Annotated in this window: 10 protein-coding genes; 9 read left to right on the forward strand and 1 reads right to left on the reverse strand. The window is 70.2% G+C overall.

Going from position 1 to position 13,977, the window contains the following annotated elements; all coding sequences use genetic code 11:
- Positions 1 to 30 precede the first annotated feature (30 nt).
- The 9 genes from G6035_RS04190 to G6035_RS04230 all read left to right on the forward strand — a co-directional run bounded on the left by G6035_RS04190 (position 31) and on the right by G6035_RS04230 (position 12,968).
- Entirely contained in the window at positions 31 to 1,452 is a 1,422-nt protein-coding gene (locus G6035_RS04190; protein ID WP_176615811.1) for an HRDC domain-containing protein, read from the forward strand.
- Positions 1,453 to 1,592: 140 nt separating this feature from the next.
- Complete coding sequence (locus tag G6035_RS04195; protein ID WP_176615812.1) at positions 1,593 to 2,870, forward strand: thiolase family protein; 1,278 nt, start codon at positions 1,593 to 1,595, stop codon at positions 2,868 to 2,870.
- A complete protein-coding gene (locus G6035_RS04200) occupies positions 2,867 to 5,008 on the forward strand; it encodes a 3-hydroxyacyl-CoA dehydrogenase NAD-binding domain-containing protein (RefSeq protein ID WP_176615813.1) in 2,142 nt (713 codons plus the stop codon). Before G6035_RS04195 ends, G6035_RS04200 begins: the two co-directional genes overlap by 4 nt.
- A 140-nt stretch (positions 5,009 to 5,148) precedes the next feature.
- Positions 5,149 to 5,655: a Rieske (2Fe-2S) protein gene (locus G6035_RS04205; RefSeq protein ID WP_176615814.1), complete on the forward strand. Its 507-nt coding sequence runs from the start codon at positions 5,149 to 5,151 to the stop codon at positions 5,653 to 5,655.
- 109 nt (positions 5,656 to 5,764) lie between these two features.
- The gene (gene aroA, locus G6035_RS04210) at positions 5,765 to 8,857 is read left to right on the forward strand and encodes a 3-phosphoshikimate 1-carboxyvinyltransferase (RefSeq protein ID WP_176615815.1); all 3,093 of its coding nucleotides are present in this window, start codon (positions 5,765 to 5,767) and stop codon (positions 8,855 to 8,857) included.
- Positions 8,847 to 10,052, forward strand: a complete 1,206-nt coding sequence (locus tag G6035_RS04215; RefSeq protein WP_176615816.1) for an acyl-CoA dehydrogenase family protein — start codon at positions 8,847 to 8,849, stop codon at positions 10,050 to 10,052. The genes aroA and G6035_RS04215 overlap by 11 nt, the downstream gene beginning before the upstream one ends.
- The gene (locus tag G6035_RS04220) at positions 10,049 to 10,870 is read left to right on the forward strand and encodes an SDR family oxidoreductase (protein WP_176615817.1); all 822 of its coding nucleotides are present in this window, start codon (positions 10,049 to 10,051) and stop codon (positions 10,868 to 10,870) included. The genes G6035_RS04215 and G6035_RS04220 overlap by 4 nt, the downstream gene beginning before the upstream one ends.
- A 39-nt stretch (positions 10,871 to 10,909) precedes the next feature.
- Positions 10,910 to 11,443 (forward strand): GNAT family N-acetyltransferase, encoded by a 534-nt coding sequence (locus G6035_RS04225; RefSeq protein ID WP_176615818.1) that lies wholly within the window; start codon positions 10,910 to 10,912, stop codon positions 11,441 to 11,443.
- Between the two features lie 82 nt (positions 11,444 to 11,525).
- Entirely contained in the window at positions 11,526 to 12,968 is a 1,443-nt protein-coding gene (locus G6035_RS04230) for an MDR family MFS transporter (protein WP_176615819.1), read from the forward strand.
- On the opposite strand, the gene G6035_RS04235 is transcribed toward G6035_RS04230, so the two are convergent.
- A complete protein-coding gene (locus tag G6035_RS04235) occupies positions 12,965 to 13,942 on the reverse strand; it encodes an aldo/keto reductase (protein ID WP_176615820.1) in 978 nt (325 codons plus the stop codon). The genes G6035_RS04230 and G6035_RS04235 overlap by 4 nt on opposite strands.
- Between the last annotated feature and the right edge of the window lie 35 nt (positions 13,943 to 13,977).

A 13,977-nucleotide genomic window follows, 5' to 3' on the forward strand; every position in this document is an offset into this window, starting at 1 on the left:
GCCGGGGCGGTTCGTTAGACTGGAGGCATCATGAGTGAACCTGCCACCACAGCACACAGCCGCGTCCGGATCAAAAAGTCCACCGGAACAGGCACCCCGGGCCACACCAACCGGGCAGCTGCAGCCGGCACGGTGCCAGCCCCCGGCGAATCCTCACCCGCCCCGCTGACCTCCGTGGTGATCGACGGCGTGCGCGTGGAGCTCGGGGACCTGCCCGCCCTGGTGGAGCTGGACATGCCGCGCGAGGGCGTGCCCGAGGTCATCTCCTCCCAACCGGCGCTCGAGCGCTGCGCGGCCGCCCTGGCCGCCGGCCACGGCCCGGCGGCAGTGGACACCGAGCGGGCCTCCGGATTCCGCTACGGGCAACGCGCCTTCCTGGTCCAGATCCGCCGCGACGGCGCCGGGACCTGGCTGATCGACCCGGAGGCCTTCGACGGGCTGCAAATCATCAACGACGCACTGCGCGGCACGGAGTGGATCCTGCATGCGGCGGCCCAGGACCTGCCGTGCCTGGCGGAGGTGGGCATGTGGCCGGACAAGCTGTTTGACACGGAACTCGCCGCCCGCCTGGCCGGGCTGCCCCGCGTGGGCCTGGGCGCCGTGGTCGAATCGCTGCTGGGCTACCACCTTGCGAAGGAACATTCCGCCGCGGATTGGTCCCGCCGCCCCCTCCCCGAACCATGGCTGCGCTATGCGGCCCTGGATGTGGAGGTCCTGGCCGAGCTGGAGGAGGAACTGGTGGCCCTCCTGGAAGCCGACGGCAAGCTGGACTATGCGGCCCAGGAGTTCCAGCACCTCATCGACGCCGGTGTCCCGGCCGCGCGCGTGGATCCGTGGCGGCGCACCTCGGGCTCGCACACCATCCGCAACCGGGTCCAGCTCGCGGCCGTCCGTGAGCTCTGGTACACGCGGGACAAGCTGGCCGAGCACCGCGACATAGCCCCCGGCCGGCTGATCCCCGACTCCGCCATCATCGCCGCGGCCAAGGCCATGCCCACCACCGTGCCGGCACTGCTGGCCCTGGCCGGGTTCCACGGCCGCACGGCCAAGCGCGACGCCCCCAAGTGGCTGCACGCGTTGCAGACCGCCAAGGCCAGCACGGACCTGCCGCCCCTGCAGCTTGCCACCAATGCGCCGCCGCCGCCGCGAGTATGGGCCGAACGCGATGCCGCCGCCGCCGCACGCCTTGCCACCGTCCGGCCCCGGCTGGCCGCGTTGGCCGAACTGCTGGACATCCCCGCCGAGAACCTCCTCACCCCGGACCACCTGCGCCGCATCTGCTGGCGTCCGCCGCAGGACATCACCGAAGAATCGGTGGCGGCCGGCCTGGCCGAACTCGGCGCCCGGCAGTGGCAGATTGAAAAGACCGCGCCGCTGCTCGCCGAGGCCATGGCCCACCCGGAGCCGCTGGCGCCCAGGCACCCCAGGCATGCCAACAAGGATGACCACTAACCACCGCCCGCCTCGGCCCTCTCCCCGGCGAACCGTGTTGAACTCTAAGTTACCGACGAGTAACATGATGTGTGACACAGCCGCGCCCTTCCTTCGGCAGGGTGCGGCACAGGCATGTCTTTCGCACTGAGGAGTAACAGGTGAGCCAAAATCGGCAGGTCAGGGACGTTGTCTTCGTCGACGGCGTCCGCACCCCGTTCGGACGGGCCGGGGACAAGGGCATTTACGCCGGGACGCGGGCCGACGACCTCGTGGTCAAGTGCATCCGCGCCCTCCTGCGGCGCAACCCGCAGCTTCCCCCGGAACGCATCGACGAGGTGGCCATCGCCGCCACCACCCAGACCGGCGACCAGGGCCTGACGATCGGGCGCACCGCGGCCCTGCTGGCCGGCCTGCCCAACTCCGTCCCCGGCTTCGCCATCGACCGGATGTGTGCCGGCGCCATGACCGCCGTCACCACCACGGCCTCCGGCATCGGCTTCGGCTCCTATGACGTGGTCCTGGCCGGCGGCGTCGAGCACATGGGCCACCACCCCATGGGGGCCGGAGCCGATCCCAACCCGCGCTTCCTGAGCGAGCGGATCGTGGACCCGGCGGCGCTGAACATGGGCAACACCGCCGAGAACCTGCAGGACCGCTTCCCCGCCATCACGAAGGACCGCGCGGACGCCTACGCCGTGGCGAGCCAGGCAAAGTTCGCTGCCGCCAGCGCCGGGGGCCGGATCCTGCCGGACCTGGTGCCCGTCGCCACCCTGCGGCCCGGTGCCGGCTGGACCGTCAACACCGTGGACGAGCCGCCCCGCCCCGGCACCACCCTGGCGGACCTTGCGTCCCTGCGCACCCCCTTCCGCGCCCACGGCCGGGTCACGGCCGGCAATGCGGCCGGCCTGAACGACGGCGCCACCGTGGCACTGCTGGCCTCTGCCGGGGCCGCGGAGGAGCTTGGCCTGCCGGTCAAAATGCGCCTGGTGCAGTACGCCTTCGCCGGCGTCGAACCCTCGGTCATGGGGATCGGCCCCGTCCCCGCCACCGAAAAGGCGTTGAAGCTGGCCGGGCTCACGATCGATGACATCGGCCTCATTGAAATCAACGAGGCCTTCGCCGTCCAGGTGCTCTCCTTCCTGGACCACTTCGGGATCGCCGACGACGACCCGCGCGTCAACCGCTACGGCGGCGCCATCGCCGTCGGCCACCCCCTGGCCTCCTCCGGCGTCAGGCTCATGACCCAGCTGGCGCGCCAGTTCGCCGAGGACCCGTCCGTGCGCTTTGGCATGACCACCATGTGCATCGGCCTGGGCATGGGCGCCACCGTGATTTGGGAAAACCCGCACTTCACCCCCAACCGCCCCCCAACCTCGCAAGCCCGCCCGGGGACCCCTGCGGCCGTGGCCCCCAATACCGAAGGGAGCGCCGCATGAGCGCCCGGGACTTCACGCAACTCACGGAACTGTTCCCCGACGAGGTGGTCACCCACTCCTACGTCCAGGACATCGCGCTGCCCGGCGTGGGAGGGGCCCCCGGCGCCGGCACGCTGGCCCTCATCACCCTGGACAACGGCCTGGACCACCGCCGGCCCACCACGCTCGGGCCCAACACGCTCGTGGAGCTGGGCACCGTGCTGGAGGCCCAGCGGGACCGCGCCGCCCGCGGGGAAATAACGGGCGTCGCCGTCACGGGCAAGCCGTTCTTCCTGGCCGCCGGCGCGGACCTCTCCGCCGTCAAGGGCCTCAAGGACAGGGACGCCGGCCGCCTCATGGCCCGGCTGGGCCACGACGTCTATTCCACGCTGAACAACCTGGGCGTGCCCAGCTTTGTGTTCATCAACGGCATGGCCCTGGGCGGCGGCCTGGAACTCGCGCTGAACGCCACCTACCGCACGGTGTCCTCCGGCGCCGGCGCCCTGGGCCTGCCCGAGGCGTTCCTGGGCCTGGTGCCCGGCTGGGGCGGCGTGTACCTGCTTCCCCGCCTGATCGGCCCCGCCAATGCGGTGAAGGTCATGATCGAGAACCCCCTCGCCAACAACCGCACCGTCAGCGGACCGGCAGCGTTCCGGCTCGGCCTCGCCGATGCCCTCTTTGAACCGGCCGACTTCGTGGAGCAGTCGGTGGACTGGGCCGCCCGCGTCCTGGCCGGCGCGGAGGCGGTCAGCCGGCCCAACGCCGTCGCCGCACCGCTCAGCGCGGAGGACAGCGCGGCCTGGGATGCCGCCGTCGCCCATGCCCGGGAGGTGGTGGAGGCACGGACCTCCAACGCCGCACCGGCCCCGGCCCGCGTCATCGAACTGCTCGAGAAGGGCAAGCACTTCACCAAGGCCGAATCCTTCGCCGCGGAGGACGACGCCCTGGCGGAGCTGATCACCACGCCCCAGTTCAGGGACACCGTCTACGCGTTCCTGGACCTGGTGCAAAAACGCGGCAAGCGGCCCGCCGGAGCCCCCGACGCCACGCTGGCACGGCCCGTCACCAAGGTGGGCGTGGTGGGCGCGGGCCTCATGGCCGGCCAGTTCGCCCTGCTCTTTGCCCGCCAGCTCAAGGTCCCGGTGGTCCTGACGGACATCGACCGGGAGCGCGTGGACCGCGGCGTGGCCCACGTCCACGGCGAGGTGGACAAGCTGCTCGCCAAGGGCAGGATCAGCCCGGACGCCGCCAACCGCACCAAGGCACTGGTCACCGGGTCCGTGTCCAAGGATGCCTTCGCCGACGCCGACTTTGTGATCGAGGCCGTGTTTGAAGAGCTGGACATCAAAAAGCAGGTCTTCGCCGAGGTGGAGGCCGTGGTCTCCCCGGAGTGCATCCTGGCCACGAATACCTCCTCGCTGTCCGTGACCGCCATGGCCGCGGATTTGAAGCACCCCGAACGGCTGGTGGGCTTCCACTTCTTCAACCCCGTGGCGCTCATGCCGCTGCTGGAGATTGTGCGCGCCCCCAAGACCGACGACGCCGTCCTCGCCACCGCGTTCGCCACCGCCAAGGCGCTGCGCAAGACGGCCGTGCTGGTCAAGGACGCACCCGCGTTTGTGGTCAACCGGGTCCTGCTGCGGCTCATGGGCGAGGTCTCCAGGGCCTTTGACGAAGGCACCGAGGCCCACACCGCCGACACCGCGCTGCGCCCGATGGGCCTTCCCATGACACCGTTCACGCTGCTCGCCATGGTGGGGCTGCCGGTGGCCCAGCACGTGACCGAATCCATGCACGCCGCGTTTGGCGACCGCATTGCCGTCTCGGCCAACCTGCAGGCTTTGATCGACGCCGGCAAAAAGGGGCTGTGGGAGACGGCCGCGGACGGCTCGCGGTCCGTCCCGGCCGACACCCTCGCGCTGCTCACGTTCGGCAACACGCCCTCCACCGGGGAGGAGGTGCTGCGCAGGACCCAGGACGCGCTGGCGGAGGAGATCGGGCTCATGCTCGCCGAAGGCGTCGTGGCCGGGCCGGAGGACATCGACCTGTGCATGGTCCTCGGCGCCGGCTGGCCCATGCACCTGGGCGGCATCACCCCGTACCTGGACCGGACCGGCGCCTCCCAACGCGTCAACGGCCGGCCCTTCCACGCCGCCTGAACCACCCCGGCACCCAACACCGCCAGCACGACGCCGGCCGCGCACCCGAATGCGCGGCCGGCGTCGGGCGCGGGGCCGCACCCAGCCTGCTGGCAGGCCCCGTGGGGGAAACGCCCGGGCCGGGCTGGGACAATGGGTCCATGACCTTTCAGACCCTCCCCGTGGAAACCGCACCTGCCGAACCCGCACCCGTTGCGGGTTCGCCCGTTTCACCGACCCGCCGCAACGTCCTGCGCGCCACGACGGCCGTCACCGGCGGGGCCTGTGCCCTGGCCCTGGCTGGGTGCGTGCCCGCCGCACCGTCCGGCCCGTCCGCGGGCAAGGTGCCGCTGCCCATCCCCAAGACGGGCAAGCCGGTGCGCGTGGGCCAGCTTTCGCAACTCGCCGTCGGCACTACGGCCGCGGGGACGGCCAACGGCGTCAACGTGGTCCTTTTCCGGCCTGACGCCACCACGGTGCTGGCCTACAGCGACGTCTGCACGCATGCCGGCTGCGCCGTGGCACCGGACGGCACGGACTTCAAGTGCCCCTGCCACAGCTCCGTGTTCAACGGCGCCGACGGCACGGTGGTTTCCGGCCCGGCCAAGGCACCGCTGCCCCGTTACGCGGCCGCGATCGATGGCGACTGGGTGACCGTCAGCGTCTGACGGCACACCCGCACCCGATTCCTGCCCAATCCCACAGTCATCGCGTAGGCTGGCATCAAAGCCCCTGTGAGGGCGGACACAGAGACCTTGTCAATGGAATCGGGTGCGAATGGTGCATTTATCAGTCGTTGGAACTACCGACCTTGTCCGGGGAACAGTGCTTGTTCCCAACTCGAAATACCACGCCCACCGCGCGCTGATCCTCGCGTCCCTGGCTCCCGGCACCAGCCGGATCCAGGGCCTGAGCGACGCCCGCCACGTGCAGTACACCGTCTCCGCCCTGCGCTCCCTGGGCACGCGCATCGAGGTGGAGGGGGACACCTTCATCGTCCACGGCGGGCCGTACCGTGCCCGGACCGGGACGGTCTCGGCCGGCAGCTCCGGCACCACCCTGTACTTCCTGGCCGGCCTGGCGGCCCTGGCCGACCGCGACGTGACGGTCACGGGCCAAAAATACTTTGCCCACCGGCCCGTCGGCCCTCTCCTGGCCGGGCTGCGCCAGATGGGCGTGGAGGCCCATTCGCCCACGGACTGCCCCCCGCTGCACATCAAGGCCCGCCGGCCCACCGGCGGCGTGGTGCACATTGCCGGCACGCTTTCCCAGTGGGTTTCGGGGCTGGTCCTGGCCGCCCCGTTCGCCGTCGACGAGACCACGGTGGTGGTGGACGGGCCCCTGAACGAGCGCACCTATGTGGAGCTGACCGTGCGCATGATGCGCCAGTTCGGCCTGCAGGTGGACGTCGCCCCCGACTGGCAGCGCTTCCGCATCCCGCCCAACCAGCAGGCCCGCCCCGTGGACCTGGTCCTGCCTCCGGACATCGGCTCCGCCGCCTTCGGTTTGGCCGTGGCGGGCCTGCACCCTGCCGACATCCTGCTCAAGGGCCTGCGCCAGACCAGCTCCTCCGGCACCGACCACCCCGAATCCGAGCTCCTGGACATCGTCTCCGCCATGGGCCTGCCCATGGCCTACGACGCGGCGGAGGACTGTGTGCGGGTGCGCCACAACGGCGTGCGGCTCAAGCCCGTGGAGGTGGACTGCCGCACCGTGCCGGACATGCTGCCCATCCTGTCGGTGATGGCCGCCCTGGCCGACGGTGAAAGCGTGTTCCACCATGTGGAGCATGTGCGCCTGAAGGAATCCGACCGGGTGGTGGCCATGCTGCAGCTGAACTCCATGGGCGCGGACCTCACCTTTGACGGCACCGACCTGCGGGTGCGCGGGGTGCCGCGGCTGGCCAGCGCCCACCTGTCCTCCTTCAACGACCACCGGGTGCTGATGTCCCTGGCCATTGCCGCCACCGCAGCGGAGGGCCGCTCCCTCCTGACCTACCCGAACGCCTACCGGATCTCCTACCCCATGTTCCTCGATGCCATGCAGACCCTGGGGCTGGACATGGAGGTGGAACCGGGGCCGGCGCGCGAAAGCCGCACCGCCGCCCTGGCCGAGCAGGCCGCCGTCAGCGACTCGCTGGCCCGGGCCGAAGATGCCGGAACGCTCACGGCCTCCGACTGGATCCGCAAGTGGGCCGCGGAGAAGCCGCACGCGCTGGCCGTGGTCGACGCCCGCTGGGACACGACCCCGCACCTGAGCTGGCAGGCCCTGGACGACGACGTCGACCGTGCCGCAGCCGTGTTCCTCTCCCTCGGCGTGGGGCACGGGGAACGGATTGCCGTCCAGCTGCCCAACTGGCGCCAGTTTGTGGTCATTGCCGCCGCCGCCATGCGGATTGGCGCCGTGGTCTGCCCCATCATGCCGATCTTCCGCCAACGCGAAATGGCGTACGCCCTGCGCCAGTCCCAGGCCAGGGTCCTGATCGTGGCCGACAACTTCCGCGGGCGCCAGCACTCGGATGAAACCGCCGCCCTCCTGGACGAGGTGGCCGCCGGGCGCGATCCGGCCCTGGAGGGGATCAGGGTCGAGCACGTGTTCGTCGTCCACGGCACCCCGGGCACGGCACGGCAAATGCCGCCCGGCACCGACGGCCCCGGCCCGGTGCAGTGGCGGGCCTGGCACCAGGCCCGGGCCTCCGTGGCCGTGGACCGGGCGGCCATCGACGCCCGGGCGCCCGGGCCCGACGACGACGCCCAGCTGCTGCTGACCTCCGGCACCTCCGGACCGCCCAAGGGCGTGCTCCACACCCACCGCAGGCTCTCCCGTGCTGCCGCGCTGCAGGCGGCACAGCTGGGGCTGGACGGTTCCGACACCGTGTTCATCCCCTCGCCGCTGGCCCACCAGACGGGATTCCTGTACGGGATGTGGCTGGGCTTTGTGCTCGGCGCCCCGCAAATTGTCCAAAGCGTGTGGGATCCGGAACGGGCCCTGGCCGTCCTGCGCGACTGGGAGGGCAGCTTCGTCCAGGCGGCCACCCCGTTCCTGACCGACCTGGTGCGGGCGGTGGAAGAGGGGGCGCCCGCCCCCGCCCGGCTCCACACCTTCGTGGTGACCGGTGCCGCGGTCCCCCGTGCGCTCGCAGAGCGCGCCACCCGGGTCCTCGGTGCGGCGGTCTGCGGCGCGTTCGGCACCACCGAGACGGGCCTGGCCACGCTGTCGGCCCCCTACGATCCGCCGGCCAAGGCGTGGGGCACCGACGGCCGGGCCCTGCCCGGCGTGCGGCTGCGCATCATCGACGACGACGGCCGCCCGCTGCCTCCCGGGGCCGACGGCAACCTGGAAATCTTTGGCAACACCGTTTTTGACGGGTACCTGAACCGGCCCGAGCTGGCCGCCGAAACGTTCACCGCGGACCACTGGTACCGCACCGGCGACGTCGCCACCCTGGACGACGACGGCTACCTGCGCATCACCGGGCGCGTCAAGGATGTCATCAACCGCGGCGGGGAAAAGCTGCCGGTCTACGAGATCGAGCAGTTGCTGCACACCCACCCGGCCATCGGGGAGGCCGCCATCGTGGCGATGCCCGACCCCCGGCTGGGCGAGCGCGCCTGCCTCTTTGCCACGCTGGTCCCCGGCGCGGACCTTGACTTCGCCGGGATGCAGGAGTTCCTGGACGCCCACGGCGTCAGCAAGCACTACTGGCCCGAACGGCTGGAGATCGTGGACGCCATCCCGCGCAACGTTGTGGGCAAGGTGCAAAAATTCATGCTGCGCGAACGTGCCGCCCGGCTCGTGCCCCACACGCCGTCCGGCGGGGCAGCGGCGCACGATGGAGAAGGACGAGGAAAGGACAGCAATGAGCGTTGACCAGTTGGAGGGCCTGGACGGACGGGGCACCGCCGTCGACCCCGCACGCTACGCCCAGCTGCTCGCACAGGTGACGGCCTGGGTGGAGGGGCCCGGGGAGAAATGGGCCGGCGTGATCGAGTCCACCGGCACCGTGCCGGCAACACTGCGCACGGAGCTGCGGGAACGCGGCTTCCTGGGGCTGGCAGCCCCCCGCGAACTGGGCGGGGCGGGGCTTTCCTTCACACAGTGGATGGGGCTGATGGAGGTGTTTTCACGCTCGCACGCCTCGATCCGGATGATTGTCCACGTGGTCAACGGCACGTGGCGCTCCATGAACCCGCACGCCACGGAGGAACAGCGGCGGCGCTTCGTGGTGCCGTCGGTGGCAGGTGACATCACGGTGGCGTTCACGCTCACCGAGCCGGGCAACGGCACCGGCGCGGACATCACCTCCACCGTGCGCCGGGAGGGGGACACCTACCTGCTCAACGGCGCCAAGCACCTGATCACCTTCGGGGTGGACTGCGACTACTGGCTGCTGTTCGCCCGGCTGGAAGGCAGCAGCGGCAAGGACGGGACCGTGGGGCTGCTGGTGCCGCGGGACTCCCCCGGCGCCGTCGTGGAGGACACCTCGAACACGATGGGCGTGCGCGGCACCGACCACGCCCGGCTGTCCTTCCATGACACACCCGTGCCCGTGGCCAACCGGCTGGGGCGCGAAGGCGACGGGCTGGCCATTGCGCTGGGCGGCTTCCTGACCCCGAGCCGCATTTCCGTGGCCATGAGCTGCGTGGGGCTCGCCGAGCGTGCACAGGAACTGGCCGTGGCGTATGCCCGGCGCCGCGTCACGTTCGGCAAGCCCATAGCCTCCCGGCAGGCCATAGCCTTCATGCTGGCCGAAAACGCGGCCGACATCCAGGCCGCCAGGGCGCTGGTCATGCACGCCGCAGCCCAGTGGGAAGCCGGCGCCGGCGACGCCCCGGCCCTGTCCTCGATGGCCAAGCTGACCGCGGTGGACATGCTCACCCGCGTCACGGACAAGGCCCTGCAGGTGCACGGCGGGCTCGGCTATTGGAAGTCCGAGCCCATTGAACGGGTCTACCGGGATGCGCGGGCGCAGCGCTTCGAGGAAGGCACCAACGAGATCCAGAAGACGGTCATTGCGAAGGACCTCCTTGACCGGGCGGCAGCAAGGGAAGAGGTTGGTTCATGAACGGAAAATACGACGGCAAGATTGCCGTGATCACCGGCTCCTCACGCGGGATCGGCCGACACCTGGCGCTGACGCTCGCCGCGGAGGGGGCGGCCGTCGTCGTCAACTACCGCCAGAACGCCGACCTGGCCGACGACGTCGTGGCCGAGGCCAGGCGCCTGGGCGGCCGGGCCATCTCGGTCAAGGCCGACGTTGAGGACCCGCAGGGCATCGCGGAGCTGTTCACCGCCGTGGCGGCCGAATACGGCCGGCTGGACTTCTTTGTCAACAACGCCGCCGCCGCGGCCTTCAAGAAGATCGTGGACCTGAAGCTCCACCACCTGGACCGCTCCTACGCCATGAACCTGCGCCCCTTTGTGCTGGGTGCCCAGGAAGCCGTGAAACTCATGGACAACGGCGGGCGGATCGTGGCCATCACCAGCTACGGCAGCACGCACGGCTTCGCCAGCTACGCCGCGCTGGGCCCGTACAAGGCGGCGGTGGAGTCCTTCATCCGGTACATGGCGGTGGAGTTTGCCGGCTACGGCATCAACGTCAACGGCGTCAACGGCGGACTCATCCAGTCCGACTCCCTGGACTTCTTTTACGGCATGCCCGGCATGGCACCCATGGAGCGGGTGCTGGAGACCATTCCGCTGGGCCGGCCGGGCACGGTTGCGGACATGGCCAATGCCGTGGAGTTCCTGCTCTCCGACAAGTCCGCGTACATGACCGGGCAGACCCTGGTGGTCGACGGCGGGATGACGGTGGCGGCTGCGCCCTACTACCACCAGGTCACGGAGCCGTTCACGCTGCCGAAGCGGCCCACGCGCGGATAGCGGTGGGCCGGGGCGCCGGGCTCCCGTACGCTGGAAGGCATGAGCGATGTGCTGGCAGGTTCCGTTTCCATCCGCCCCCTGGCGGTGTCGCACGCCGCCGCGCTGGCACGGGCCTACACCCGCAACCGGGCCTACCTGCACCCGTGGGAGCCCCGCCGGCCTGACGCCTTTTACACGGCGGAGGGCCAGCGGGAGCGCCTGGCCGCCTCGATGGCCGGGCAGGCTGCCGGGCTGAACTTTTTCTGGGCCCTGTTCGACGGCGCCGAGGTGGTGGGGTGCATTTCCCTCACCGACATTGTCCACGGCGCGTTCCAGAACGGGCATGTGGGCTATTGGATTGCCCAGGATTTCCAGGGGCGCGGCCTGGCGACGGCCGCCGTGGGGTTTGTCGTTGGCTTTGCCACCCGCCTGGGGCTGCACCGGCTGCAGGCCGGGACGCTGGTGCACAATGCCGGCTCGCAAAAGGTCCTGGCGCGCAACGGCTTCGAGGAAATTGGGCTGGCGCCACAGTACATAATGATCGACGGCTCCTGGCAGGACCACACCTTGTTCCAGAAGCTGCTGCACGACTGAGCCGTGGCCTCGACAGCCGGCACCGCCACGCACTAGGATGTGAACCCTGCCCGCTCCCCACTCCTGTTGTCGAAGGCCCGCCATGTCCCGGGACACCCCCAAAACACTCAACGGTGCCGTGGCCCCTCCCACGGACCGCCTGCCACGCCAGTCCGTCACCGTCATCGTCACGCTGCTGGCCGCCACGTTCGTCGTCATCCTGAACGAAACCATCATGAACGTGGCCCTGCCGCGCCTCATGACGGACCTGGGCGTCAGCTCGAGCACGGTCCAGTGGCTGGCCACCGGCTTCATGCTGACCATGGCCGTGGTCATTCCCACCACTGGCTTCATCCTCGAACGGCTCACCACCCGGCAGGCCTTCCTGACGGCGATCGGCTTTTTCAGCGCCGGCACGGCCCTGGCAGCGGCGGCCCCCGGCTTCCCCGTCCTGCTGCTGGCCCGGGTCATCCAGGCCTGCGGCACCGCCATCATGCTCCCGCTGCTGATGACCACCATCCTGACGCTGGTGCCCGTGGCCCGCCGCGGGATGGTCATGGGCAACGTCACCATCGCCATTTCGGTGGCCCCCGCACTGGGTCCCACGGTCTCCGGTTTCATCCTGGAGCATTTTTCCTGGCGCTTCATGTTCATCTTTGTGCTGCCGGTGGCGCTGGTTGCCATGGCCGTCGGTGCCAGGTTCCTGACCAACGTGGGCGAAACCGGGCGCCAGCGGCTCGACGCCGGATCGGTCGCCCTGAGCGTCCCCGCCTTCGGCGGCCTGGTATACGGCCTGAGCGAGATTGGGGCGGCCGCCCCGGGGAGCGGGCCCAACGTCCCGGCCATCGCCGCCCTCGCCGCCGGTGTGGCCGCCCTGGCCCTGTTCGTGGCACGCCAGCTGCGCCTGCAGCGCTCCGGCGCACCGCTGCTGGACCTGCGCGCGTTCCGCTTCCGCATGTTCACCATTTCCACGCTGCTCATGGTGGTGGCGATGATGGCACTCTTTGGCGGTGTCCTCCTCCTGCCCATCTACCTGCAGTCCGTGTTGCACGTCGATGCCCAGACAACCGGCCTGATCCTGCTGCCGGGCGGGCTTGTCATGGGGCTTTCGGGACCGTTCATCGGGCGCTTGTTCGACAAAATCGGGCCCCTGCCCCTGACGGTATCCGGCGCCGTGCTCATGGTGCTGTGCCTGTGGCAGTATTCGCAGCTGGACAACCACACGGCGCTCTGGTGGATCATCACGGTCCAGACGGCACTCAACCTGGGCCTGGCGCTCATGTTCACACCGGCGTTCACAACGGGGCTCAACCCGCTGCCGCCGGCCCTGTATTCACACGGCTCGGCCATCATGAGCACGCTGCAGCAGGTGGCCGGTGCCGCCGGGACCGCCCTGCTGGTCTCCATCTACGCGCTGGTGTCGGCCCACGGCGACCTCGTCGCGGGGATGCGGGCGGCGTTCCTGGCCGCCACGCTCATGGCCTTGGGCGCCGTCGTCCTGGCAGCACTCATGCGCCGCACGGCCCCCGAGGGGGACACCGCCTAGAACAGGGCGACTTTCGGAGTCCGCGGGAAGATTTCATCGAGTTCAGCCAGGTCGGCCGCCGTGGGCCGCCAGGCGGCGGCCGCGGCGTTTTGGCGGATTTGCTCCGGCTTCGTGGCGCCCGCGATGACACTGGCCACGGAAGGCTGCGCCGCCAGCCAGGAAAAGGCCACCTCGAGCTCGGTCAGCCCGCGCCCGGCGGCAAACGCGCCAAAGGCCTTCAGCTGGCCGTAGTCGGCGTCGGCCACCATGTTTTGGCGCGTGTGCGAGAGCCGGCTGCCCTCGGGCACCTTCCCGGAGCTGTACTTGCCCGTCAGCAGTCCGTTGGCCAGCGGGAAGTACGGCAGCACGCCCAGCCCATAGGCCCCGGCGGCAGGGACCACCTCCAGTTCGGCGCGGCGGTCCAGCAGGTTGTAGTGGTTCTGGCTGGAGATGAAACGGCTCCCGCCCAGCTGGCGGGCCGTGAACTCGGCCTCGGACACCTGCCAGCCGGCCATGTTGGAGTGGCCGATGTAGCGCACCTTCCCGTCCTGGACGAGCCGGTCCAGGGCACTGAGGGTCTCCGCAATCGGCGTGTGCGGGTCCGGGGTGTGGAACTGGTACAGGTCGATGAAGTCGGTGCCGAGCCGGCGCAGCGACGCCTCCACGGCGGCAATGATGTACTTCCTGGAGCCGCGCCGGCCCCAGTCCACGCCGTTCGCCCCGGCGGCATCCATGCCGAACTTCGTGGCCACGATGACATTTTCCCGTTCGGCGCCCAGCGCCTTGCCGAGGATCGTCTCACTCAGCCCGGGCACCTTCCCATAGGTGTCCGCCACGTCAAAAAAGGTGATGCCGGCGTCCAGTGCGGCATGGACGACGGCGTTGCTCCCCTCCTGCGTTTCGGTCACGGTGCCGCTGCGGCCCAGGTTGTTGCACCCGAGCCCCACGGTGGAAACGGTCAGTCCGGAGGCGCCCACTTGGCGGAAGTCAGTCATGGATCCACCCTAGCGAATGCTGCGGCGGCCCATGG

It is taken from the genome of Arthrobacter sp. SDTb3-6 (assembly GCF_013376095.1).
In the GTDB taxonomy this organism is placed as follows: domain Bacteria; phylum Actinomycetota; class Actinomycetes; order Actinomycetales; family Micrococcaceae; genus Specibacter.

What these genes read in the sequence shown, in the direction of transcription:
- G6035_RS04200 (WP_176615813.1), top strand. Translation starts at nt 2,867, where the DNA reads ATGAGCGCCCGGGACTTCACGCAACTCACGGAACTGTTCCCCGACGAG.
- G6035_RS04205 (WP_176615814.1), top strand. Translation starts at nt 5,149, where the DNA reads ATGACCTTTCAGACCCTCCCCGTGGAAACCGCACCTGCCGAACCCGCA.
- G6035_RS04225 (WP_176615818.1), top strand. Translation starts at nt 10,910, where the DNA reads ATGAGCGATGTGCTGGCAGGTTCCGTTTCCATCCGCCCCCTGGCGGTG.
- G6035_RS04220 (WP_176615817.1), top strand. Translation starts at nt 10,049, where the DNA reads ATGAACGGAAAATACGACGGCAAGATTGCCGTGATCACCGGCTCCTCA.
- G6035_RS04230 (WP_176615819.1), top strand. Translation starts at nt 11,526, where the DNA reads ATGTCCCGGGACACCCCCAAAACACTCAACGGTGCCGTGGCCCCTCCC.
- aroA (WP_176615815.1), top strand. Translation starts at nt 5,765, where the DNA reads ATGGTGCATTTATCAGTCGTTGGAACTACCGACCTTGTCCGGGGAACA.
- G6035_RS04215 (WP_176615816.1), top strand. Translation starts at nt 8,847, where the DNA reads ATGAGCGTTGACCAGTTGGAGGGCCTGGACGGACGGGGCACCGCCGTC.
- G6035_RS04190 (WP_176615811.1), top strand. Translation starts at nt 31, where the DNA reads ATGAGTGAACCTGCCACCACAGCACACAGCCGCGTCCGGATCAAAAAG.
- G6035_RS04235 (WP_176615820.1), bottom strand. Translation starts at nt 13,942, where the DNA reads ATGACTGACTTCCGCCAAGTGGGCGCCTCCGGACTGACCGTTTCCACC.